The sequence below is a fragment of the Nostoc sphaeroides genome (genome assembly GCF_003443655.1).
Taxonomy (GTDB): Bacteria; Cyanobacteriota; Cyanobacteriia; order Cyanobacteriales; family Nostocaceae; genus Nostoc; species Nostoc sphaeroides.
The window spans coordinates 4771633-4796145 of record NZ_CP031941.1 but is presented as its reverse complement, the minus strand read 5'-3'; the positions used below and the strand labels follow the sequence as shown (position 1 = coordinate 4796145).

Annotated in this window: 23 protein-coding genes; 15 read left to right on the top strand and 8 right to left on the bottom strand. The window is 41.0% G+C overall.

The genetic code is table 11. The annotated features are described in order from the left end of the window. Positions 1-367: 367 nt before the first annotated feature. From D1367_RS21360 to nblB, 5 genes are all read left to right on the top strand, one after another. Positions 368-1324, top strand: coding sequence for an RNA polymerase sigma factor, RpoD/SigA family (locus D1367_RS21360; protein WP_118168144.1), 957 nt, complete (start codon positions 368-370; stop codon positions 1322-1324). Positions 1325-1749: 425 nt separating this feature from the next. Then, positions 1750-2094 (top strand): DUF760 domain-containing protein, encoded by a 345-nt coding sequence (locus D1367_RS21355; protein ID WP_118168143.1) that lies wholly within the window; start codon positions 1750-1752, stop codon positions 2092-2094. Between the two features lie 878 nt (positions 2095-2972). Further along, complete coding sequence (mutT, locus tag D1367_RS21350) at positions 2973-3404, top strand: 8-oxo-dGTP diphosphatase MutT (protein ID WP_118168142.1); 432 nt, start codon at positions 2973-2975, stop codon at positions 3402-3404. Between the two features lie 170 nt (positions 3405-3574). Next, a complete protein-coding gene (locus D1367_RS21345; RefSeq protein WP_181984913.1) occupies positions 3575-4039 on the top strand; it encodes a CBS domain-containing protein in 465 nt (154 codons plus the stop codon). An 85-nt stretch (positions 4040-4124) separates the two neighbouring features. Then, positions 4125-4790 (top strand): phycobilisome degradation protein NblB, encoded by a 666-nt coding sequence (gene nblB / locus D1367_RS21340; protein WP_118168141.1) that lies wholly within the window; start codon positions 4125-4127, stop codon positions 4788-4790. Between the two features lie 162 nt (positions 4791-4952). Here the strand turns inward: nblB and D1367_RS21335 are convergent, their stop codons facing one another. The 4 genes from D1367_RS21335 to rpaB form a co-directional block, all read right to left on the bottom strand. After that, positions 4953-5612 (bottom strand): PEP-CTERM sorting domain-containing protein, encoded by a 660-nt coding sequence (locus D1367_RS21335; RefSeq protein WP_118168140.1) that lies wholly within the window; start codon positions 5610-5612, stop codon positions 4953-4955. Positions 5613-6417: 805 nt separating this feature from the next. Further along, positions 6418-6936, bottom strand: coding sequence for a DUF456 domain-containing protein (locus D1367_RS21330; protein ID WP_118168139.1), 519 nt, complete (start codon positions 6934-6936; stop codon positions 6418-6420). Between the two features lie 789 nt (positions 6937-7725). After that, complete coding sequence (locus tag D1367_RS21325; RefSeq protein WP_118168138.1) at positions 7726-8364, bottom strand: cofactor assembly of complex C subunit B; 639 nt, start codon at positions 8362-8364, stop codon at positions 7726-7728. A gap of 96 nt (positions 8365-8460) precedes the next feature. Beyond that, positions 8461-9189 carry a response regulator transcription factor RpaB gene (rpaB, locus tag D1367_RS21315; RefSeq protein WP_118168137.1) on the bottom strand — a complete coding sequence of 243 codons (729 nt, stop codon included), beginning with the start codon at positions 9187-9189 and terminating at the stop codon, positions 8461-8463. A 170-nt stretch (positions 9190-9359) separates the two neighbouring features. Between rpaB and radA the strand changes: the two genes are divergently transcribed. The 5 genes from radA to D1367_RS21285 all read left to right on the top strand — a co-directional run bounded on the left by radA (position 9360) and on the right by D1367_RS21285 (position 13076). Then, positions 9360-10886: a DNA repair protein RadA gene (gene radA, locus D1367_RS21310; RefSeq protein WP_118168136.1), complete on the top strand. Its 1527-nt coding sequence runs from the start codon at positions 9360-9362 to the stop codon at positions 10884-10886. 224 nt (positions 10887-11110) lie between these two features. After that, complete coding sequence (locus tag D1367_RS21305; RefSeq protein ID WP_118168135.1) at positions 11111-11860, top strand: Uma2 family endonuclease; 750 nt, start codon at positions 11111-11113, stop codon at positions 11858-11860. Positions 11861-12185: 325 nt separating this feature from the next. Beyond that, on the top strand, positions 12186-12464 hold the full coding sequence (locus tag D1367_RS21300; protein WP_118168134.1) for a hypothetical protein: 279 nt from the start codon (positions 12186-12188) through the stop codon (positions 12462-12464). A gap of 251 nt (positions 12465-12715) precedes the next feature. Beyond that, complete coding sequence (locus D1367_RS21290; protein WP_118168133.1) at positions 12716-12955, top strand: hypothetical protein; 240 nt, start codon at positions 12716-12718, stop codon at positions 12953-12955. After that, on the top strand, positions 12948-13076 hold the full coding sequence (locus tag D1367_RS21285) for an HNH endonuclease (protein ID WP_118168132.1): 129 nt from the start codon (positions 12948-12950) through the stop codon (positions 13074-13076). Before D1367_RS21290 ends, D1367_RS21285 begins: the two co-directional genes overlap by 8 nt. Positions 13077-13924: 848 nt before the next feature. Here D1367_RS21285 and D1367_RS21280 read toward each other — a convergent pair. Continuing rightward, positions 13925-14392 carry a hypothetical protein gene (locus D1367_RS21280; protein WP_118168131.1) on the bottom strand — a complete coding sequence of 156 codons (468 nt, stop codon included), beginning with the start codon at positions 14390-14392 and terminating at the stop codon, positions 13925-13927. A 441-nt stretch (positions 14393-14833) separates the two neighbouring features. Here D1367_RS21280 and D1367_RS21275 point away from each other — a divergent pair, with 441 nt between their 5' ends. Continuing rightward, positions 14834-15688, top strand: coding sequence for a Uma2 family endonuclease (locus tag D1367_RS21275; protein ID WP_118168130.1), 855 nt, complete (start codon positions 14834-14836; stop codon positions 15686-15688). 705 nt (positions 15689-16393) lie between these two features. After that, positions 16394-17644 (top strand): serine/threonine-protein kinase, encoded by a 1251-nt coding sequence (locus D1367_RS21270; RefSeq protein WP_118168129.1) that lies wholly within the window; start codon positions 16394-16396, stop codon positions 17642-17644. Between the two features lie 234 nt (positions 17645-17878). Here D1367_RS21270 and D1367_RS21265 read toward each other — a convergent pair whose 3' ends face one another. Continuing rightward, a complete protein-coding gene (locus tag D1367_RS21265; protein ID WP_118168128.1) occupies positions 17879-18787 on the bottom strand; it encodes a c-type heme family protein in 909 nt (302 codons plus the stop codon). 289 nt (positions 18788-19076) lie between these two features. On the opposite strand from D1367_RS21265, the gene D1367_RS21260 reads away from it, so the two are divergent. Next, a complete protein-coding gene (locus D1367_RS21260; RefSeq protein ID WP_118168127.1) occupies positions 19077-20963 on the top strand; it encodes a serine/threonine-protein kinase in 1887 nt (628 codons plus the stop codon). 713 nt (positions 20964-21676) lie between these two features. Here D1367_RS21260 and D1367_RS21255 read toward each other — a convergent pair. After that, on the bottom strand, positions 21677-22087 hold the full coding sequence (locus D1367_RS21255) for a hypothetical protein (protein ID WP_118168126.1): 411 nt from the start codon (positions 22085-22087) through the stop codon (positions 21677-21679). Between the two features lie 257 nt (positions 22088-22344). Here D1367_RS21255 and D1367_RS21250 point away from each other — a divergent pair, with 257 nt between their 5' ends. Next, entirely contained in the window at positions 22345-23238 is an 894-nt protein-coding gene (locus D1367_RS21250; protein ID WP_118171608.1) for an SDH family Clp fold serine proteinase, read from the top strand. 31 nt (positions 23239-23269) lie between these two features. Here the strand turns inward: D1367_RS21250 and D1367_RS21245 are convergent, their stop codons facing one another. Further along, a complete protein-coding gene (locus D1367_RS21245) occupies positions 23270-23971 on the bottom strand; it encodes a peptidoglycan-binding domain-containing protein (RefSeq protein WP_118168125.1) in 702 nt (233 codons plus the stop codon). Positions 23972-24256: 285 nt separating this feature from the next. Between D1367_RS21245 and D1367_RS31865 the strand changes: the two genes are divergently transcribed. After that, a complete protein-coding gene (locus D1367_RS31865; RefSeq protein WP_220450971.1) occupies positions 24257-24430 on the top strand; it encodes a hypothetical protein in 174 nt (57 codons plus the stop codon). Positions 24431-24513 lie beyond the last annotated feature (83 nt).

Below are 24513 nucleotides of genomic sequence, written 5' to 3'. Positions count from 1 at the left end.
AAATTGACTTCTAGTCAGCCTGGAGAGAAAGGGCGACGTTGCCTGAACTGGAACAACCAGGAAATTTAATGTCGCCATCTAGCCAAAATATTCTCATAAATGTTACAATTGTTAATAAGGCTCCAATAAAAAAATGTTTAAGAAGCTACCATTTATCTAACTCTAGATACTTGTGAAAAGTAGGAAATAACTGTAACTTTTAGCAGTTAAGAAGCCTAAATTTGATTATTATGAGCAGCCGAGTTTCTCGGATGCGTAAGTTGCAAACCATACCATAGGTTCCCAGTCTGACTGGGTAGCACCCTAAAAAAGCATCTATCCCTTAATGACCCTACCGCCAAACCCATCATTACCAAAGAGTAGCGCCATGAAGACCGCTCAGACAGCCACAGACCTCGTGCGGACTTACCTGCGTGAGATTGGCCGTGTGCCACTCTTAACACACGAGGAAGAGATTTTCTATGGTAAACAGGTGCAACGTTCCTGCGCTTTGCACGAATCAAGGGAATCTCTTGCCACCCAGCTAGGTCGTCAACCGACTTTAGAAGAGTGGGCCAAAACGACAAAGCTAGAACCAGCAGAGTTGAACGAAGCGATCGCTGATGGTGAGATTGCCAAGCGTAAGATGGTAGAAGCCAATTTGCGGCTGGTAGTCTCCGTTGCCAAAAAGTACATAAAGCGCAACGTCGATTTACTGGACTTGATCCAAGAAGGTAGTATTGGTATGCAACGGGGCGTGGAAAAGTTTGACCCTACCAAAGGGTATAGATTTTCTACTTATGCCTATTGGTGGATTCGGCAAGCTATCACCCGTGCTATTGCCGAAAAAGCCCGCACGATTCGGCTGCCTATCCATATCACTGAAAAATTAAATAAGATTAAAAAGGCACAGCGTCAATTGTCTCAAAAATTGGGACGCGCTCCGACAGCTGGGGAGCTAGCTGAAGAATTAGAATTGACCCCCAAACAAGTGCGAGAGTATCTAGAAAAGGCGCGTTTGCCCCTTTCCTTAGATTTGCGGCTGGGTGATAATTACGACACCGAACTTGGAGAAATGCTGGAAGATCCAGGAGCATCTCCAGAAGAGTTTGTCATGCAATCTTCCCTATCTTATGACTTAGATCGCCTGATGGGTGACCTCACGCCACAACAGAAGGAAGTGATTACGCTGCGCTTTGGCTTAACTGATGGGCAAGCCCTGACGCTGGCTAGAATTGGTGAAATTTTGAACATCAGCCGAGAACGAGTCCGGCAAATTGAGCGGGAAGCTTTAACTAAACTTCGCAAGTCTAAAGCCAATATGGGTGAATATTTGGCAAGTTAGTCATTAGTCATTAGTCCTTTGTTGTGAGTTATTTACAAAGGACTAATGACCAGAAATAAAAAGGTAGAGAGCAAGTAAATTTATTTATGGAAAATAAAAAATATGTATGTAGTGACACGCAGTGCAAGAAATACTACGTAAGTTGATTCAGAGCAACTAAATTTATTTATGGGGTTGGTAAATTTTTGACTTTTGACTTTTGACTTTTGACTTCCCCGTTCGCGCAGCGTCCCGTAGGGAAGGGGCTGACCAATGGGTGAGAAAATACGCTGACTTTGGTACGGTTACGCCTACTTCCACTCTTACGCTAGCTTGTTACATTAGTTGACAGGAAGACGAAATAGCTAGCTAAGTCTAATCCAAAACAGACATTTAATCTTCAAACACAAGCACCGCAGCTAGTAGTGGAGTTAAGGAGCTAAAAAATGAATAACCCATCCAATCGTGTCTCAGAATTTTTCAATAGCGAATCGGAAACTAGCGATTTGCTATGGCAGTATGTTAAATCTTTGAGTCCTGAAACAGTTACCCAACTATCTAAACCCACATCTGCCGAAGTTTTTCAGGTGATGGAACGGAATATTACAGGACTATTGGGTAATTTACCTTCAGAAAGCTTTGGCGTTACTGTAACTACCAGTCGAGAAAGTCTGGGTCGGCTTCTGGCTTCTGCTATGATTAGTGGTTATTTCTTGCGTAACGCTGAACAGAGAATGGATTTTGAAATCGCTCTACAAGGATCTGAAACCAACAGCAGCGAAATTGACTAGAAATGTAATGGTAAATTCAATATTGTTGTTGGGTTTATAGCTAGTCACATTCATAGTGATATAAATTTAAAATAAGCCTCTGCGAAATCTTTGCTCCTAATTCCCAATCATGCATCAGCTAAATATTTCTAAAATATCCAAAACAGTGACGAATTAAGGTTTAAATTTAAACGCAGAGGAACGCGGAGGTTGGCGCAGAGTAGCGCGAAGTTTTTGGATTTGCTTATCTGTGAACCTCCTATAGTTTGGTGATTAGTTCAACTAGAGGCGTATTGCTAAATGATTAATACACATTTGTGGATAAAGAAATAGGGCTAGACGACCTTTGCAATAAATCTAAACTCGGCAGAGTTCAAAGTAGTCTGCGGAGTTTTGTTATTAGAAGTTAGTATCCCTCGTCATCCCGTATTAACTGCTCTAGAGTATCTACCCATACGTTTTTTTCACTGCCTTTGGCTCAATTACAGCAGATTGCAAGTTGGTGAGGTACAGATAATTGTAAGGGCATGGCAGTGCCATGCCCCTACTTCCGTACCTCATTTACCTGAAATACGCTGTATTTTTAATACTTGCTTAAAATCTTTGATTTCTTCTTCAAAGTTTTTGACTAACAATAAATTTTTCCCATAGGCAACTATAGAAGCTGCAAGTTTTTAAATGCTTGAATTAAAAAAACTTATTGATAAATAGTACATAAGGGACTTCCAAGTAAAAAAATATTCCATTGCTATTGTTCACTGTTGACCGTTGACGGTTCACGAGTTTTCAGTCAACAGTCAACAGTCAACAGTCAACGACTTGAATGTGGAATAATTTATTTTTTGGAGTTCCCTAAATGTACCATTAGCAAAAGTAGTTCATCATCTCCCCAATTAACCATGAGTGAAACCAGTTCTTTCCCACCCCATAAAATTATTGGTGTTGGAGTAATTTGGAACGATCAAGAGCAAATTTTAATCGATCGCCGTCGTCCAGAAGGAGCAATGGGTGGTTTGTGGGAATTTCCTGGTGGTAAAATTGAGCCTGGTGAAACTATCCGAGAGTGTATTCAACGAGAAATTTCTGAAGAACTGGGAATAGTAATTGAAGTAGGAGAGCATCTGATTACTATTGATCACACCTATACAGACTTGCGCGTTACCCTCACAGTACATCACTGCCGCCATGTTACAGGTATTCCCCAACCGTTGGAATCTGATGAAATTCGCTGGGTAACCTTGGAAGAACTGGAGGAGTTTACTTTTCCTAAAGCAAATATTCAAATTATTGCTGCCTTAAAAGGGAGTGGGGAGTGGGGAGTGGGGAGATGAGGGAGATGAGGGAGATGAGGGAGCAGGGGAAGAAGAATTATTAATATATCAATGCCCAATGCCCAATGCCCAATGCCCAATACCGTAACAATCTATTAATTGCATCAGGTTGAGTCCCGCAATTTTCTACAATAAGCGGAGGGACTTTGATTAAAAGTGTAAATAAATAAATGCCTAAAACCGTTGCCGATGTGATGAGCCGCGATCCTATTGTCGTTCGGGTGGAAACTCCACTGAAGGAAGCTATCCAAATTCTCGCAGAACGCCACATCAGTGGACTACCTGTTGTGGATGATGTCGGTAAATTGGTGGGTATTATATCAGAAACTGATTTGATGTGGCAAGAAACTGGTGTTACTCCACCTGCGTACATCATGTTTCTTGATAGCGTTATCTATTTAAAAAATCCTGCTACTTATGAACGTGATTTGCACAAGGCTTTAGGGCAAACCGTTGGGGAGGTGATGAGTAAAAACCCGATCGCTATTTCCCCTGATAAAACTTTAAGCCAAGCCGCTACGATTATGCACGATCGCAGCGTTCACCGCTTGCCAGTACTTGACGGCACGAATCAAGTAATTGGTATCCTGACTCGTGGTGATATTATTCGGGCAATGGCAGCAAGTCAAGATTAATCATTTGTCATTTGTCATTTGTCAAGAGTTTTTTGACTGTTGACTCATGACTATTTTTTACACCTTTGAAAATCAGGATAACTAAATGAGTATTACTCCAGAGTCTGTTCAGCAATTGCTCAGTTCTGAGAATTTAGGCGATCGCTTACGTGCAGTAAATCAAATCCGCGAACTGGAACCTGCGATCGCCTTTGAATTAATTCAAAGTGCTATTGGCGATCCCAATTCCCGTGTGCGGTACTCGGCGGTGAGTCAAATGGATACACTCGGAACACAAGATTTACAGTTATCTTTGGATATCTTGCGCGATCGCTTGCTTCATGACTCCGAAGTAGATGTCCAAGCAGCAGCAGCAGACTGTTTGGGCGCTTTGAAGTTACATGAAGCTTTTGAAGACTTGCAACACCTTTACCATACAACCACTGAATGGCTAATACAATTCAGTATTATCGCCACATTAGGAGAGTTGGGCGATCCACGAGCCTTTGAACTACTCAAAGAGGCACTTTCATCAGAAAACGAATTAGTCCAAACTGCTGCTATTAGTTCTTTAGGTGACTTGGGAGATTTACAAGCAGTTCCTTTGTTGGCTCCCTATGCTACCAATCCAGATTGGCAAATTCGTTACAGAGTTGTACAAGCCTTGGCCCGTTTGGGTAGTGCAGAAGCTAAATCTATATTAGAAACTCTAGCTAATGATGAAATGGAAGCGATCGCAACTGAAGCAAAACAATCTTTGCAATCAGTTTAAGTCTATTTCAGGTTAAATAAATTCACCTTTAATATAGATTCGTCTGACCGGATAAAAAAATTCGACCTGGTTGGGAAAATTTTGTATTCCAACCAAATCGAATTGATAAATTAGAGTTACTTTTAGTTGCTAAAAGTAACTTTTTTATATTTAGAATTAGGTCTATTGAGCGAAACTTTTGCGTCGGCGAGACATAGCCATTACTGCACCTACTGCACCCAAGCCTAATAATGCAGCTGGTTCGGGAACTGTACTTACCGCAAGACCTGTAAAGGTTGCATCAAACGTTTTACCACTATTGTAAGTTCCTTCTGCATCAGTATCTTGAGTAACAAAAGTGATGTATCCCTCTGCATTGGTTTTGTTACCAGCTCCATCATCAAAGAATCCAAGGTAATTCACTCTTACATTTGTTCCTGCACTCTGTATAGAGAATGTCGGGGTATTGAAAGCTGTCAAACGAAATGTATTTGCTCCATCTGTGAGAGTGCCAGGGGTTGCAAATACACCTAAGTCAAGAAAAAGAGAACCAGCTGCTAAAGGGTTAGTTGTAACGTTAAATATGCTAGCTGCGTTGAATGCTGTAAAATGTCCACTTCGTAATGATAGTGAGGCTAAACCAGGGCTAGGGTCAAATTTTAAGGATGTTTTGGACACTGTAACCGTAGTAGCAGGAAACCCAGCACTACCGTAATTAAAACCGCCATTGAGTGCAGCAGCTTGTGCTGAACCAGTAGATGTAAACAACCCAGCAGTAGCTAAAGGAATTGCAGCAGTAATGGCTAGAGTTGCATTTAGTAATCTAGATTTTAAATTAATCATTATAGTTTTAGGCTCCTAGTAATAACTTTAAATCAGAGCAATTGCTTTACTTTTAAGGGAACTCCAAAAAATAAATTATTCCACATTCAAGTCGTTGACTGTTGACTGTTGACTGTTGACTGAAAACTCGTGAACCGTCAACGGTCAACAGTGAACAATAGCAATGGAATATTTTTTTACTTGGAAGTCCCTAATCTCAGTAATTTATGGAAAATACTGTCAGTGAAAGCAAAACTTGCGTGATGTATTTCTTATCTCCATAAAATCACATAGACTTAGAGCCTGCAATATTTACTGAGTGGTCTTCATCGCATCTTTAAGCCATTACTATCCTTCATGAAATTTTAATTTCTTATATATGTGTACTTCGTATATTTCAGACTCCATAAGCTTTAAATTGTTGGCGATCGCTCTGGCTTTAAGAAAGACTGTTTACATAGTCTCAACAAAACAGTAATTTTATATACTTAGAATTACTCAACCATATTTTAGATAAATGGAGTATGCACTGGATCTTCTATAATGTCTCTAGTTACAAATACTTAGTTAAACGGTTGCTCTTGTAGAATCAAGGAGAGGAACTTCTGTGTTTGTTTACTATGGATCAATACAGTTCAGTTAAGGATTTTGGGTACTGATTTTAAACCTGTAGAGACGAGAAATTTCGCGTCTTTACCAAGATTTTTGGGCTTAACTGAACGGTATTGTACTATGGATAGTCTTTTATCAAATTGCATGTTTGTAATAAATAGCTAACTGCTAGCTATTTATTACTCTTCTCAAATATGCTAGACCTTTGGAATTGCTAAGAGCCAAATACCTGCGGCCAAGTTGTCACAACGAAAACTACAACTGCGGCGATCGCTAACAGCCCTTGAATCAAATTTCCAACCAAAGAGCCGACTACAATTCCTATACCCGCTTTAATCGCCAATCCGAATTCACGTCGGTAAAGATACTCACCGATAATTGCTCCCAAAAGCGGGCCTAGTAAAATTCCTAACAGTGGCCCACCAAAAGGCAATGTTGGCAATAATCCCAAAAAACCCACCACCAAACCGACAATTGCGCCAATTTGCCCCCACTTGCTAGCTCCAGCTTGTTTTGCTCCCACATAACTAGCTAAAAAATCCACTCCAATACTGAGCAGTAAAACTATAACCGTCACAATTAAGGGAATCTTGATAGCCGCAAAAGAACTACTAACGATTCCCCAGACGATAATTGCAATTAAAATTAAGCTGCTACCAGGAATGGCAGGAACTACAGCACCAATGATACCCACAAGCATTACAGCCAGTAATAGCCAATAAATAATTTGCATAAATAGAATTGTAAATTTCTAAATTTCCGAGTAAGTAATAGGGTCTACTGCATATTGTATCTGGGTAAGATGATGATAAATAGTAAACAAACCGCAAGTAAGGCGCTTGCTGTTCAGTTTACCGTAAATAAAGCTGATTAAAGGCTGAAAAAATCCGATAATTATTTGTTGAGAGAGATTATTATTTCTTTATACTTAGGGAACTCCAAAAAATAAATTATTCCACATTCAAGTCGTTGACTGTTGACTGTTGACTGTTGACTGTTGACTGTTGACTGTTGACTGTTGACTGAAAACTCGTGAACCGTCAACGGTCAACAGTGAACAATAGCAATGGAATATTTTTTTACTTGGAAGTCCCTTAAGTATTGTCTTAAGTTAATTAATCCTATAGTATCAAGCTGAAGTGGTGTTTTTTAACTTTGCTGTACTAGACTAATGAATTCGGTTTTTGGCATCAATAGAACACAATAAGTTTGCTTTCCTACCTTGCTTTTAGATTTTTTGAATGCATAGTTAAGTTTTGCATTTAATTTTTCACAAAAACTGCTCTCTTTAAAGATGGTTTACCAACTTATCGAAAGATTCCTTCCAACGAAATTTTAAGTTGCAGCTAAATATGCAGAGTAAATTACACGTTTTCGCAAAGTTGTTACTATGAAAATTTTAACTGGTCTGATTTCCAGCTTGACGCTACTGAGTTTAAATGTTGTGGGTTTATCTCAGGTACAGGCTAATTTTAGATTTTGGATTGCTGATTTTAAATTAAATTCTAAACTAGCTAATCACCTAAGAGCCAAGAGTAACGGCTAATTTATCAGCAATTCCGGCAATCCAGTTTTCATCTTGTTTGGTGTAGCTGCGAGGAGCATTCGCGCCCAAAATTAGAGCGCCTTGGTTTCCAATAGGTTGACAAATTACACCTTGAGTATTCTCTGGTAAATAATCAAATTCAAATCTACCTGGATATACTTTTAGCGCAACTAGATAAATCGGCTTTTGTTTTTCGAGTACCTGTTTTAAGATTACTCCTGGTACAACCTCAGATTTAGTACTCAGAATCCCGCGACGCAACAAAACTTTACCTTGATAATAAACCACCAGCGATCGCGTGACTGTATTAGTCAATAATAAATGAGATGCCCAAGCTAGCTCTGTTTTCACGGCTTCAGGTAAATCTGCTGCTAGTACAAAACCAACTTCACCAATTAGTTCTACAGTATCAGGCGATCGCGGCTGAACTTGCTGCCAAATTAAACCCGTCAAAATTAACACCGCACTCAAAATCACACCCATCACATCACCACGCGATTGAGATTGGGTTAGTTCCGGTGTTAATAAACGGTTAATCAGCAAAAGTACAGCGCCTAGCCCACCTACGACAATGGGTAGACGCCGCAAAACTCGATTAGGATCAGGTTTTGTCATTGGTCATTGGTCATTGGTCATTGGTCATTGGTCATTGGTCAACTGTCAACTGTCAACTGTCAACTGTCAACTGTCAACTGTCAACTATCCACTCCCTCACTCCTCCCCTTGTTCAATAATTCGCTGGAAAAGATAACCAGTACCTCGTGCTGTAAGAATCAATTCTGGATTGCTAGGATCATCTTCTAACTTTGCCCGCAAACGGGATATATGTACATCCACTACGCGGGTATCAACATGGCGCTCTGGTGTATAACCCCAAACCTCCTGCAAAATTTCTGAACGAGAAAAAGGTTCTCCAGAGCGACTAACTACCAACTCTAACAAGCTGAACTCCATACCCGTCAATCGAATCCGCTCATCGCCTTTGTAGACTTGTCGCTTATTCGTATCGATTTTAATGTTAGCGACATGGATTACGCCAGAACTGGGAATGCCAGATCCACCGGTTTTATCTACCCGCCGCAACACCGAGCGAATTCGAGCTTCTAGCTCTTTGGGGGAAAATGGTTTAACTACGTAGTCATCAGCACCCAATTCTAGACCGGTGATGCGATCGGCCACGTCCCCCAAGGCTGTTAGCATAATAATCGGGACATCTGATTCTTTTCGTAATTCTTGACATACACCATAGCCGTCTAGCTTTGGCATCATTACATCTAAAACTACCAGGTCAGGATCAGTTTTGCGGAAAATATCTAATGCTTCTTCCCCATCGCCAGCCGTCACTACATCGTAGCCAATCATCGAAAGGCGCGTTTCCAAAATCCGGCGAATGCTGGCTTCGTCGTCTACCACCAAGATTTTTTCTTTATGGCTTTCCAAGTTTCTCAACGCTCCTTCACTAAAAATTTACATGATTAATTTTTAATACCATAATATTAAGATATCATTCCATCAATTGATTTGGAAAAAGCTCTAAATACTACTATTATTGGATTTTAGTTTTTTTCAAGAATTAAGTAAATATTAAGATTATTTAATAAGATTTAAGAATGGCAAAGCCAAAAACCTTTTTTGTGTGTAATGAATGTGGAGCAGAATCGCCCCAGTGGTTTGGTAAATGTCCAGGTTGCGGCACTTACAACTCTCTAGAAGAACAGATCACTATTCAATCCTCAGTAGATGTACCCAGTCGAGGGGGAGTGAGTGGTTGGCAATCAACTCAAAGTAATGGCAAATCTCACGCTAAACCAGCTAAAGCGCGAGCCTCCTTAACATTTGACCAAATTACCGATCGCCAAATTGCCCGATGGGAGTCTGGTTATGAAGAATTGGATCGGGTGCTTGGGGGTGGGGTTGTCCCTGGCTCGATGGTACTGATTGGCGGCGATCCGGGTATTGGTAAATCGACTTTATTACTGCAAGTATCTAATCAATTAGCACAGAAATACCGCATCCTTTACGTAACTGGTGAAGAATCGGGACAGCAGGTAAAATTACGAGCTTCCCGTTTAGGAGTATCAAAAACCCTAAGTGTGCTTAATGAGGAGGATGTTAAGGTAGTAGTAGATCCTACACTTCCTATAGACCCTGACAGTATAGGTGCAGATTTATATGTACTGCCAGAAACAGATTTAGAAGAGATTTTACGGGAAATAGATTCTCTCAAGCCAAACGTGGCGGTGATTGATAGTATCCAAACAGTATTTTTTCCGGCGTTGACTTCTGCACCCGGTTCAGTAGCTCAGGTACGGGAATGTACGGCAGCATTGATGAAGGTGGCGAAGCACGAAGATGTCACTATGCTGATTGTCGGACACGTCACCAAAGAAGGAGCGATCGCCGGGCCAAAAGTTTTAGAACATTTAGTTGATACAGTGTTGTATTTTGAAGGCGATCGCTTTGCCTCCCATCGGTTATTACGGACAGTAAAAAACCGTTTTGGTGCAACTCACGAAATCGGCATTTTTGAAATGGTGGCTGAGGGACTACGGGAAGTCTCCAATCCCTCAGAGCTATTTTTAGGCAACCGTGATGATCCCGCACCCGGTACGGCAATTGTGGTTGCTTGCGAAGGTACTCGCCCCATCGTTGTAGAGTTGCAAGCTTTGGTGAGTCCCACCAGCTACCCCTCACCCCGGCGGGCTGGAACTGGCGTAGACTACAACCGCCTAGTGCAAATTCTCGCCGTCTTAGAAAAACGGGTGGGAATTCCCATGTCCAAGTTAGATTCTTACGTTGCTTCTGCGGGTGGGTTGAATGTAGAAGAACCGGCGGTAGATTTGGGAATTGCGATCGCGATCGTAGCCAGTTTCCGCGATCGCATCGTCGATCCCGGTACAGTATTAATCGGTGAAGTTGGATTAGGCGGACAAGTGCGATCGGTTTCCCAAATGGAACTGCGGTTAAAAGAAGCTGCTAAGTTGGGATTTAAAAGAGCGATCGTGCCAAAAGGAACAAAATTCCCCGACTTGAATATTGAAATATTACCCGTCTCTAAAGTTATAGATGCAATTATCGCCGCCATCCCGCATCAAGAATTGACAGCCGACGATTTAGAACCCGATGAAGATGAGTAAGGATAACGGGGAAGATGAGGGAGATCAGAGAGATGAGGGAGAATAACTCCAAACTCCTAACTCCAAACTCCTAACTCCAAACTCCTAACTCCAAACTCCTAACTCCAAACTCCTAACTCCAAACTCCTAACTCCAAACTCCAAACTCCTAACTCCAAACTCCTAACTCCAAACTCCAAACTCCTAACTCAACAGTCCCTTTTACACCCCAAAGGAAAACCCGCCATGACAACCCTCACCCAAGGCTACCAAATCACTTGGGAAAAACTACCCGATGATTACAAACTACCAGACGATCCAGTGGACAACATCAACCAACCAGCCTTAGCTGCTGCACTCACAGAAAGCCTACAATTAGCCGGAAAAATTTCAGCTAACGCCCTAACAACAACTAATTACGGCATTTGTGCCACTTTAAACAACAAAATGGTCATTAAAGCCCCTGATTGGGCTTTCATTGCCAAAATTAATGTTAGTAGAGAAGAAGTAATACGCAGTTACACCCCTCAATTACAGGGTGACATTCCCGTAATTGTGATGGAATTTGTTTCCGATACACAGGAGACAGAGTATTCTATCAAAGCGACATATCCCCCAGGAAAATGGTTTTTCTACGAGCGCATTTTAAAAGTACCAAACTACATCATCTTTGAACCAGATAGCGGTAGTTTCGAGATGTATCGCCTAGAAAGCACAGAACAGTACATTTTGCAAGAGCCTGATGAAAATCAACGCTATTGGATAGCAGAAATGAATCTTTACCTTGGAGTGTCGCAAGGTACTCGTGAAAACCGCACAGGAAAGTGGTTACGGTGGTGGGATGAACAAGGAAACCTTTTGCCTTGGGGTTCCGAGTTAGCCCAACAGGAACGCCAACGCGCCGAACAGGAACGCCAACGCGCCGAACAAGAACGCCAACGTGCTCAACGACTAGCAGCACAATTGCGGGCGGCAGGAATTGAGCCAGAAGATTAGACTTCCTGTAAATAATTTAGGTTTGCTAGATTAGCGAAAAATTTGCTAAATCTAGCATTTTTTTTAGAAATATGAAATCTTAAATAATACCAATTACAGCCAAAAGTTGAGAGTATTTTTGTTAATTAATATTGCTAATATTACCAAAACTCAGGCTAATTTATTCCCGTTAAAACTTGAAAATTATTAATAATAATTTTCAAGTTTGCAGTTGATAGGTATAATTTGATACTTTAATATAAAGACATGATAAAGGCGATCGCCCAATCCCGGAAAGAAGAATGCGATCGCCCTTATCTAGCCCCTTTATCAGGAGACAAATACAATGATGGCACAATTACAAAAGTCTGCCCAATCACAGTTAAAGCAATACCTGGGTGAAAATTTAGATACACCCACCCACAAGGAATCAACTGCACAGCCATTTCCCAACAGAGAACCGATTAAGCATCTACTGATTGGTTCTCCCAAAGCCGTTAGCAGTACAATTCACTACTTGCAGGTAATTGGCTATGCCAGTGTAGGAGATTGGAGTCCACTGCTACCAACCGCCAACCCAGGAGAGGTAATGAGTATTTTAAGCCGTCAAATTTTAACGCAATAACCCCTATCTAACTTAGATCCCCGACTTTTCAAAAAAGTCGGGGATCTGAACAGTGCAAGGTTTCTATTTTTCTTGTCGTGGATCTTCAGAGGGAGGATGAAAACCTCCTTTTATCCAAAGTTGCCGGGATTTTTGAATGAAGCGATGGTACAACATAGCTAAGAGTCGCACATCGTAAAGATATTTATAGAATTTTTACTTGATACAATATCTTTAGAGAAACACATATCATAAATTGTATCGTGCTGACTATGACAACCGTAATTGCTAGACCTTCATCCTTGATTGGCAGTATCAGAATAGAAAAGCTGGATAAATTTAACCTATTCAAATTTAATGATGAACTGCAAGCACGGATGGAAGAACTTTTAGAACGCAAAAAAGCTGATTTACTAACTCCAGAAGAAGCGATCGCACTTGAAGAAATTGGAGAACTAGATAGAATTTTCACCCATATCAACGCGATGCTAGTAGCTCAACACAATGATTGATGATGCTACTAAAGAAATTGTCCGTAAACGCGCCAATTATTTGTGTGAGTATTGCCATTCTCCCGAACGTATTTCCACAACCAGATTTACAGTAGACCATTTGATACCAAAATCTAGATGACTCCATTCAGAGTGCGCGGGGTTTTTGGGTTCAAGCTAGCTTACATCCTCCTAATGAAGATCCCCGACTTACTTAGTCGCTACGATTCTCTTTATCTATAGCGGTTCTCGTTTGTATACAATACACTTTGACCTCACTTCCATTCCTCTCTCGTAAAAGGAAAGAGCCTTTGAATCTTACTCCCCTTCCCTTGTAGGGAAGGGGCTGGGGGTTAGGTCTGTATTCAACTCAACCGAGAAGCCCTACAAACCCTATTGCTCTTTAACCTACAACTGTTTAGTTCTAAACACAAACTTTCCGGCTTCAAACGAAAACATTCTCACTTCAAACCAAAAACTTCTCGTTTTCAACCAGAACATTCTCACTTCAAACCAAACACTTCTCGTTTTCAACCAGAACATTCTCACTTCAAACCAAACACTTCTCGTTTAAAACCAAAACATTCTCACTTGAAACGAAAACGTTCTTATTTGAAACAAGAACGTTCTTGCTGACAACAGCAAAAATTGAGCTTCTGACTGGGAGTTTTTCACTTGAAACAGAAACACCCAAGCCCAGAAGCTCAAAGTTTTAGGTTTTTAGGTAGAAGCGTTGAGTTAAGGTCAATACAGTTCAGTTAAGGATTTGTGGTACTGATTTTAAACCTGTAGAGACGCGAAATTTCGCGTCTTTACCAAGGTTTTTGGGCTTAACTGAACGGTATTGGAGTTAAGGTGAATTCTGATGAAAAAATACCTAATGTTGACGAGTTTCGACTTCGCTCAACTCTCAATCACTCTGTTGGTTGAGCGAAGTCGAAACCAATGCCTACGGTAATTTTATTGCTAGAAATTACCTAATTTCTCGACTTATGAAGTTTGTGGTTGCACTTTTTTAGCTTTCCGGGCAAATCTGCGTCCTAAATCATCAATCATTGACTCTAAACCCGCGCCTTTACCACTGACTTTCGCATAGTTGTATACCATCAACCCCGCCGCATAAGCTTCGCTACCAACAGCCACAGAAGTATCATCCACCAGTTCTTGCAGTTGCGTCAACGACAACAAAATGGGATACAGGGCTTCAAATAATTCGATATCTTGGCGCATTTCATTCAAGTCAAAAGAACGAGGTAAGAAGTCAGGGTTTTGTGTGCCGATTTCCAACGCCTTACTCACAAACGCCCGACTCTTATCCCCCAGCTTGGGTAAAGCTTTACGCTCCTCGGTTGTCAAATCAATCAAGAACGGTAACTTTTCGCGGATAGTAGTAATAGCTTGCATCACGGCTTCCCTATCTGCGGAGGAAAGTTTTGCACTGACTTTATTATCTGCCATTTTTCATACGCCCTTAATGGTACTAAATTTCAGTATTCCCCAAGTAATTTAGAAAGTAATAGTTATTTATAAGCAATTAAGAAAAAATTTTTATACCTTTCAATAAGTGATATCTCGCTAATTAGCAACCTTGAGAAAGTTTCACCATTAGAGTCCAGTAGCATTTGATCCAAGGAAGTCAAACATTTAGAGATAATAGTAGCAGAAGCGATCTCAAAATTTGGTGTTAGCAGAGCGGTGCGCTAGCACTTCGCAGCTAGTTGTGAAATAACATTATTACTTCTATAGGAATCCTGTTTGATTGCGTGAAAAAACTCAGTACACATCTATTCGCTTCTGTTCCCCGTTCCCTGTTCCCTTTTAGAAGCTGTGAATTTAGCATAATCAGTACGGTAGAGCCATAAAATTAATAGCCGAAAAATATCAAACCCAATTTTTATTATGACTTCTTCTCCACATTACATCCCTCAATCTGACCCGCCGCTTCCTCCTTGGGAAACGCTACCAACGATGTATGATTTACCAAGTGACAACCCAGAGGAACCAGGCTTGCCAGACGATTTTCACTTTTTACAACCCTTACTTTTATATTTAACTTTTCAGCCCATTAACTGGAATCCCGAACTAGTTTACAGTGCGGCTGACCTTAATCTCTACTATGATTTACAGCATCCTTTATGGTATAAGCGCCCAGATTGGTTTGGTGTCGTAGGTGTAGGAAAATTATACAAAGGGCAGGATTTACGCTTAAGTTATGTAACTTGGCAAGAACCAGCAAATCCCTTTGTGGTTGTTGAGTTATTATCTCCAGGTACGGAAGACGAAGATTTAGGCACAAGAAGAGAAAGTGCAGCAGATAAACCTCCTAGTAAATGGGAAGTTTATGAGCGAATTTTGCGGATTCCTTACTATGTTGTTTTTAGTCGCTATACTAATGAACTTCGGGCTTTTCAGTTAGTCGGCGGTCACTATGAACCGATGAACTTGACTAATGGATATCTATTAATGCCAGAGATAGATTTAAGTTTAGGCTTATGGCAAGGTTCATTTCGAGATATTGAAAGGTTGTGGTTGAGGTGGTTCACTTTGACAGGAGAATTAATTCCCGCACCCACAGAGGAAGCTGTTGCTGCAACTGAACGAGCTATTATTGCTGAACAAGAAGCTACAGAAGCTAAACAAGAAGCTACAGAAGCTAGACAAGAAGCTGCTCAAGCTAAACGAAAAGCAGAACAATTAGCAGAACGTTTGCGTCAATTAGGCGTGAATCCTGATGAACTAGATGAATTATTGTAGCTTCACGAGTCTTTTCTGATACGCAGCATAATTTTCTGCTGTTGAGAATCACTTGTAATGAAAACTTTGATAGCCGATGCCGAAACAGCTATCTCTTAACGATATTAGCTCTCAGAAAGATTAATTTTTGAGAGCGATGTCTACGACGAGCTGCGCTAACGCATATTCATCACTTGAAATACATACAGCAGATTTCAGGTAAATGAAGTACATATATAAAACCCAAAACCTTGTAGAGACGTAGCTTTTCTTCGTCTCTACGTGTATTCGATTAGAGCGCAATCTGCTGTATAATAATTTTTTCGGGAAGTCTATAGCAACCTCAGTTTTTCTGAGAAACTATGATATCACGCTATATCCTTATTTAGTGTTCCAAAGCTCAGTGCCAATTGAGTTACTAGAGGTAAAATGTGGTTCATCTGCGAATCTAAAAAGCGATGCCCACACCAGTCGCAGAGATTACCGCAGACACTGGTTATATTCCGGCTGCTAAAATACGTAAGTGTGAGTAGTATGAGCGAACTACTCAGGTAAAAATTGTCTATTTGGTCACACAAGACCGTCAATAGATTGTAGAAGAGTCTATTTCTTTGTCTTGACAGTGATGCTAATTTAGGGATGTTATAAGCCAATATCAGCTAGAGTTTCTGACTTTCAGCAAACTGAATAATTTATCAATAATAAAATCGCAAGGAGTGCGATGAGATGTCACAGTCCCACACCACAAGACCAGAAATAGCTGCTGGAACTCTAATCGATAACCGCTATATTATTCAAAAACTTCTGGGACAGGGAGGATTGGGGCGAACTTACTTGGCCTTTGACACTCGTCGGTTTAATGAAGCTTGTGTTCTCAAGGAATTTGCACCCATTGGCACAGGGGAGAGTGGACTGGAACAATATCGCAACTTATTTAAAAGAGAGGCAAAAATTCTTCATCAATTGCAACATCCTCAAATTCCCAAATTTTTGGCTTGCTTTGAAGGAGATGGTCGGTTATTCCTAGTACAAGAGTATGTTGACGGTAAAACATATTCTAGGCTGCTGGGAGAACTTCAACGTCAAGGAAGAAACTTTTCCCAAGAAGAAGTTATAGAGTGGCTAAAGAATCTGCTGCCTGTTTTGGAATATATTCACCAGCACAACATCATTCATCGAGATATTTCGCCTGATAACATAATGTTACCTGATGGCAAGGATCTGCCAGTGCTGATTGATTTCGGTGTAGGCAAGCAAATTGCTGACATGAATGAAGGGAGAAGTTCTAACCACCAGGTGACTTTTGTTGGCAAAATGTCCCTTGTCGGCAAAGTGGGGTATGCTCCCCGCGAACAGATTAGCTTGGGTTTATGTTCCCCCTCTAGTGACCTTTATGCTTTGGGGGTAACAGCTATTGTACTACTTACAGGTAGAGATCCATCTTTACTAATGGATCAATATTCCTTAGAGTGGAACTGGCGTTATTATACCTATGTTACTGATGGGTTCGCTCAAGTACTCGATCAAATGTTGGCAGATAGACCTAACAAGCGATACCAAACAGCTAGGGAAGTTCTTATTGATTTAGAGCGGATTAGAGAACCAGAAGTGGTAATGTCTCCTGCAATCATGCTGGATGATTTGCCCCCCACCGTATTTAATCCTGAATTTCAGGCTATGTCGCCAATATCGCCGTCATACAACCAAGCTGGGGAAACAATTTTTAGTTCACCTACTTCACCGACTATTCCGCAAAATGGGCGAATTAAAGAACACCAACCTTCGCTCCAACGATCATTTCTTAAACATTGTCAGCAAGAGTTAGCTTACCACATCGGGCCAATGGCAAATCTAGTTATGGAAGAAATCTTAGCTGAAAATCCTTACATTTCACCCGACCAATTTATTGAACTCATAGCCAGGGAAATTCCTGACTTTCAAGCAGCTTTGGAATTCAAAAAAAGCTTATTCTTATAAATATTTAGACCACCGTTCATTTAGAGATAATTTTTAATTTTTAACTAATTCTCAAAGTTTAAGTTGCATAGCAACTAAGCGCAGCCAGTTTTGTGGCTGAGTCTAAATATCTGTTCCACAACTGAATTACAAATTATGTTAGCTTCGCGTACTGTCTCTTAGAGAAGCATTACCGATAGCGCACCGTCGGAACGAGCGTCATTACGAATTACGAATTACGAATTACGAATTATTTTAGTCCCCTATACTTCCCTGAGTGCGTTTGATTCTTTTCATTGCCATTTCTAAACTTAACTGCATCCGTTTAAAGGCTTTAGCTAAATTACCGATTTCATCATTAGACATCTGCTCGAATTCAACATCCATGTGTCCAGTACTAACTTCTTCGGCGATGCGAGTCATGCGTTTGAGAGGCATAACAACTTGTCGATTCAAGAAAAAGTTTACTAACAGGATAGTAGCTATAAAAATAGTTGATACAATTAGGATAATTACTAAGGAAGACTGATGGGCTTTATTGATAACGTTATTTGCTGGTACTGTAATAATCTGAGCGCCAACAATTTCATTCAGCTTCCACCCAAATCCATTAGCTGTACCATAAAGATTAATCATACTTGGAGGTGCAGCTTCGGGTACACTATGGCACTTCAAACAACTTTGTTCAGTAATTGGTAGCGGACGAGCAATATAAAAGATATCGCCACCAGGAATTGAGCGAAATCCACTCACTTCTTTCAGGTCTGATTTATTTCTGAACCTTTCTACAATTTCCGTCTCAAAACCGTCAGCCTTATCCCGAAGATTTGTCGGATTGAGAGTTGCTTCTTTGTAAAAGAAATCACGGTACTCTGGTGTTTTCCGTAAAATCTCAAATACCTCCCGTGCTGAGTATGCAGGCACACTTTGCGGCAAAAACTCAGTTTCCAATTTATCAGCTAGCTCTGGATTAACTTGAGTATTAGTGTATTTACGAATAGAACTCATGGTTTGCATGAGCATAAGACCTGTTGAGCTAATATCTTGTTTAGCATTCTCTCTAAGCAGAGAAGAAAGAGCAAATCCACTCAAGCTCAAACCGAATGTCAGAATTACCAGTAGCAGAATTGTAAACTTTTGTTTCAAGTTTAGATTCTTTAGCATAATTTTACATTACCTACGAGTCAAATTATTATGACAAAATATGGCTAAAGTCATCGTTTACTTTAGCATGAATAATCAAATAGAATTTTGGTGTAAAGGTATAGTTTAGCTAAAAATATTAGGGTATACCCAACTCTATATTAGTAATTATTGAGGTTAATGAAAATGTTCTCTAAGTAAGTAATTCAAAAAGCTACAACAGCAAAACAAAATTGAATTTCCAAAAATTCGTGTTGACTGAACTGAATACCGTGCCAAAATAAATACCAGGAATTGTCAAATATTACTAATGGTGTGGAATGCAGGAAAGTCTTTATTCGGTGGACGGTACATTATTGAAAGCCAACTAGGCGAAGGCGGAATTGGCATTACTTATCTTGCCAGAAATCAACGGAATCAACTGCGAGTGATTAAAACTCTCAAAGAAGAAATCCTGAATCACCCGGCCTGGATACTCCACCGAAACAAGTTACGGCAAGACTTCCGGGATGAAGCAGTCCGGTTGGCTGTGTGTCATCATCCTCATATAGTACAAATAGAAACCATCTTTGATGAGGGAAATTTGCCCTGCATGGTGATGGATTACATCGAAGGCGAAGACTTAGGACAGCGCGTGAGACGGATGGGGGTACTATCAGAAGCAGAAGCGCTACTGTACATCCGGCAAATTGGCGACGCTTTGACGCTAATTCACTCTAAAGGGCTGCTGCATCGGGATCTTAAACCACGTAATATTATGATCCGCATTGATAAATCAGAAGCAGTGCTGATAGATTTTGGTATCGCTAGAGAATTTATTCCCAATATGATTCAAAGGCATACAGTATATCGTACTCCTGGTTTTGCCCCACCTGAGCAGTATGAATCAGAAGCGCCACGAGGAGAATATATTGATATCTACGCCTTAGCTGCTACTTTGTATAATTTGCTTACCGCAGTTATACCCACAAGTGCAGATGATAGACGTCACAATATTAATTTAGAACCACCACAATATTTTAATCCTAAGATCAGCGACAGGGTAAATCAGGCTATTATTTGCGGCATGGATTTGGAGTCAACCTATCGTCCCCAGTCTGTGCAGGAGTGGTTAGATTTATTGGGCCCTGATACTGACGATAAGATAGCACCAATATCATCTACCTTGGTGATAACGCCTAGACTTAAACCACCTCCACTTGTATTAGATCAACAGAAGTGGCAATGTGTACAGACCCTCAAAGGTCATTCTAGTATGGTTCATGCGATCGCCATTAGCTCAGACGGGCAATTGATTGCTAGCGGCAGTAATGACCATACTATTAAACTTTGGCAACTGGGTACTGGCAAGCTAGTGCGTCAACTAGGTCGTTGGTCTTCTGGTCATTCCAGTATGGTTCATTCCGTCGCCTTTAGCCCAATCTCTGGAAACCTTTCTTATCAAGGGGAGTCTGGCAAATCTGCGCCAGTTGCAGACCAGAACCGGGGAATCTTAGCTAGCGGTAGTTGGGATAACACCATCAAATTGTGGGATGTAAACACAGGCAAAGAAATTCGTACTCTCCAGGGTCATGCTAATTGGGTGAATTCCGTTGCCTTTAGTCCAGATGGCAAATTTTTGGCTAGTGGTAGTGCTGACTGCACAATTAAACTGTGGCAAGTACACACAGGCATAGAAACCCAAACTCTCATAGGTCATGCTGACTCAGTTTCGTCGGTCGCCTACTCTCCAAGAACACCTGCAACGAATAGCAAAGATAGACAGCTTGTAGCTAGTGGCAGTAATGATTACACCATCAAATTATGGCAAGTATACACAGGCAAAAATATTTGCACATTATTAGGCCATTCCTTCTTTGTCAACTGTATCGCCTTCAGCAAAGATGGGGAAATTATGGCCAGTGGCAGTGGTGACAACACAATTAAACTGTGGCATGTAAATACAGCCAGAGAAATTCGTACTCTCATTGGTCATTCTGATTCAGTTTGGTCAGTCGCTTTTAGCCATGATGGGCAATTTCTCGCTAGTGGTAGTTGGGACAACACTATCAAACTGTGGCACGTACATAGTGGTAGAGAAATCAGCACACTTACAGGGCATTCCAGTTATGTTAGATGTGTTGCTTTCAGTCCCAATGGCCAAACCCTAGTTAGCGGTGGTGATGACGATACTATCAAGATTTGGCGACGGGGATAATCAATATAGCAGTGGTCAGACAGCTTAGGACATTGACAATCTAAGAGAGCGTCTGTCACAACTAGCTATCCATAGCACAATACGCTTGGGTTAAGGCTAAAACTCTTTGTCAAAGTCAATTTTTTTGACGTAGACGCTTCTCTACGAGACGCTACGCGAACGGCTTCCCGCAGGGTACCGCCAAGGACGCCATCGCGTAGCATACGTGTCAACTTAAGTTACAAATAGCTTATCTGAAAGCTTCCTCACCCGCCTTGAACTAAAGTTCTTTGGCTTTTAGCTAAAGTCTACTGAAGTAGACTAAAGATTTTTGGCTATATTTAGTCATCTTCAGATGACTTTCGCTATTATTCTTGGAACTTCAGTTCCTTGCGAGACATGGCTTTCACGTTAAGTTGACACCAATCATCGCGTAGCGTCTCGTTAGAGAAGGACGCAAAGAGAAGCAGGAAGTGCTTAACTGAACTGTATTGATTTATAGCAGATTTGTCCTAACCATGCCCTAGTTAGCAAACCTTGAGGCTATGAGCGCGTAGCATTCCCTCTTAGAGGATGTCTGAAAAGTCAAAAATATATCCAGCTAAAGCACTCAAGTAGTCGAAGTGAGGGTCTGTAAAAACGATTTCTCGTTGATGCAGACCAGTTTCTCGCCCTTAAGAAAGTAGCAATAGAGGCTTTTATTCAGACATACTCTAAGTGTTAACACGTCTAATTTACGTCGTCAAATTGGGCGTTAAATTGACGGTAATATCATAATTCCCTGTATCACCCAAATATCCCGCTACATTAAAGTAGTAGTAGCCACTTAGTGGAGCCTTGTATGTCAATGAGCTGTTAAGGCCGCTACCACTATTGTTATCAAAGCCTACTTGTGTGTAGTACTGATTAAAGAGTGTTATGGTCGTGTCCACATCATCAGCGTAGGAGCCTCTACCAGAGGTGTTAATGGAAATTGTATTTCCCCTTTGAGCATACAAGTAGTGGTAGTCGTTGTCTCCAGAACCAATATAGTTCCCGTAAGAAGCATAGAAATCAAATCCAGGCTCTGGAAAACCCTGTACAAATCCCAAGCCTACCCCTGTGAAAGTGGCAGTACCAAAACCGTCGTTGGGTTCAACTTCCATATTTACTCCTGTTCAATAGAACGAGTTGATTAAAGCTCTTTAAATTTCAATTTTTGCATCTAGCTATACTACTTAACTCTCTTTTTTCTCTACAAAAAGTGTAATAAACTTCTCAACTATTAATAATATTAAGTTTTATAATAAGATTTTTGCTGAGTGTGGTTAATGACTTTTAAACCTACAGATAGAAATGCGATCGCCCCAAATTTGTGACAATAATGACGACAACCGTTATTTTTGAACAAGAATTAATATTTATGGGCTTTGGTATTGGTGATTTATTCTGGATTTTTCTGCTTCTGACTTCTTTGCAACCCCTTTGGCAAAAACGTCAAATAGAATATCGCCGCTTGCGTGCTTTACAGCAATTTCAGCAGGAACGCAAAAGTCGGGTAATTTTGCTCATTCACCGTCAAGAGTCCATTAGTTTCCTGGGAATTCCCATATCTCGCTACATTACTATCGAAGACTCAGAACAAATATTGCGAGCAATTCGCCTCACACCCCCAGATGTGCCGATTGACTTAATTTTGCATACTCCTGGTGGTTTGGTTTTAGCTACAGAACAAATCGCCAGAGCCTTAATTCGCCACCAAGCAAAAGTTACAGTCTTTGTACCCCACTATGCCATGAGTGGCGGTACAATGCTGGCGATCGCCTCTGATGAAATTATTATGGATGCTAATGCTGTCTTAGGGCCAGTTGATCCCCAATTGGGTAACTACCCAGCAGCAAGTATCCTAAAAGTAGTCGAAGATAAACCCATCAGTGAGATTGATGACCAAACTCTAATAATGGCCGATATCTCACGCAAAGCAATGCAGCAGGTACAGAGGTTTGTACGGACTCTGCTAAAAGATAGTATACCTAAACAAAAAGTTCTGCCAGAAAATATCGAATCGATTATCGAAGCCTTGACAACCGGGCGCGTCACCCACGACTATCCCATCACTATAGAAGAAGCAACAGAAATGGGGCTGCCCGTAACTGTCGGACTGCCCCATTCTATTTATGATCTCATGGATTTGTACCCACAGTCGCAAGGAGGCCGACCCAGCGTCCAGTACATTCCTATGCCTTACAATGACCCTCGTCCAATTCTACCTATACCCAAGGGCAGACCCTTAGAAGAACCAAATCAAATGAATTAAGAGGTTTTGGGGTAGGAGTTTTTGGTGGCGATTAGGGTGTAGTTGTTGGTGTAGGCGTTGGTGTAGCCGTTGGTGTAGCCGTTGGTGTAGCTGTTGGGGTAGCCGTTGGTGTAGCTGTTGGGGTAGCTGTTGGTGTAGCTGTTGGGGTAGCTGTTGGGGTAGCTGTTGGGGTAGCTGTTGGGGTAGCTGTTGGGGTAGCTGTTGGTTTAGCTGTCGGTTTAGCCGTCGGTGTAGGTGTTGGTTTAGCCGTTGGCTGAGTGAAGACTGTCTTTGCTTCTTCATTCAGCTTTTGGCGGAGTGCTAAATTAGCAATTCCAGTTTCTTGCAACTGATATTTCTTCTGATACTCCTTCACCACTGCTTCCGTGCGGGAACCATAAAAGTGATCGCGCGCGAGAGGAGGATTTGGCTTTACTACTGCATTCAAATTTGTGTGCAGAATTTGAATGATGTTAGCAGCAAAACCTTGGGTTTTTGGCCCTGCTATCCCATCAACTGGTTTTAGCTTATAACCCGTCTGAAATTCACGAATTGCCTTTTTAGTTTCCTCATCCGTCAAAGCACCATTTGTTACCTTGACGTTATAGCCTAACCCTCGCAACACAGCACGGAATTGCTGGGGGGTATAGCTACGTTGAGGGGCTGCGAAGCCTGTGTCTGCAATTACGACGCTAGCAGTTATCAGGCAAGTAACAGCAAAGTTCGCGCTTGATTTTCCAAACCCACACCACATACTTAAAACTCCTTTGAGTTAAATCAGCAGGATTATAAATGTTAACAGCTGCATTTTAAGTTCGTTTAATAACTTTTTTTGCGATTTTTTAATGTTTTCTGAATAATTTGTGATTTATTTTGTCAAATTTAACTTGTTTTACAAAAACTAATTGGTGTCATCCATCAAAAGAAGTATCTTGTATTAGCAGAGATACAGCGTCATTTGAATTGAATCAAATCCACCCCTTGAACACTAAATTAGGGACTTCCAAGTAAAAAAATATTCCATTGCTATTGTTGACTGTTGACCGTTGACGGTTCACGAGTTTTCAGTCAACACTCAACAGTCAACAGTCAACACTCAACAGTCAACACTCAACAGTCAACACTCAACAGTCAACACTCAACAGTCAACAGTCAACAGTCAACACTCAACAGTCAACAGTCAACACTCAACAGTCAACACTCAACGACTTGAATGTGGAATAATTTATTTTTTGGAGTTCCCTTACAGTAGTGCATACATCTGTCACCTGTGTCAAGCTAGAGCCAGGGCAATCG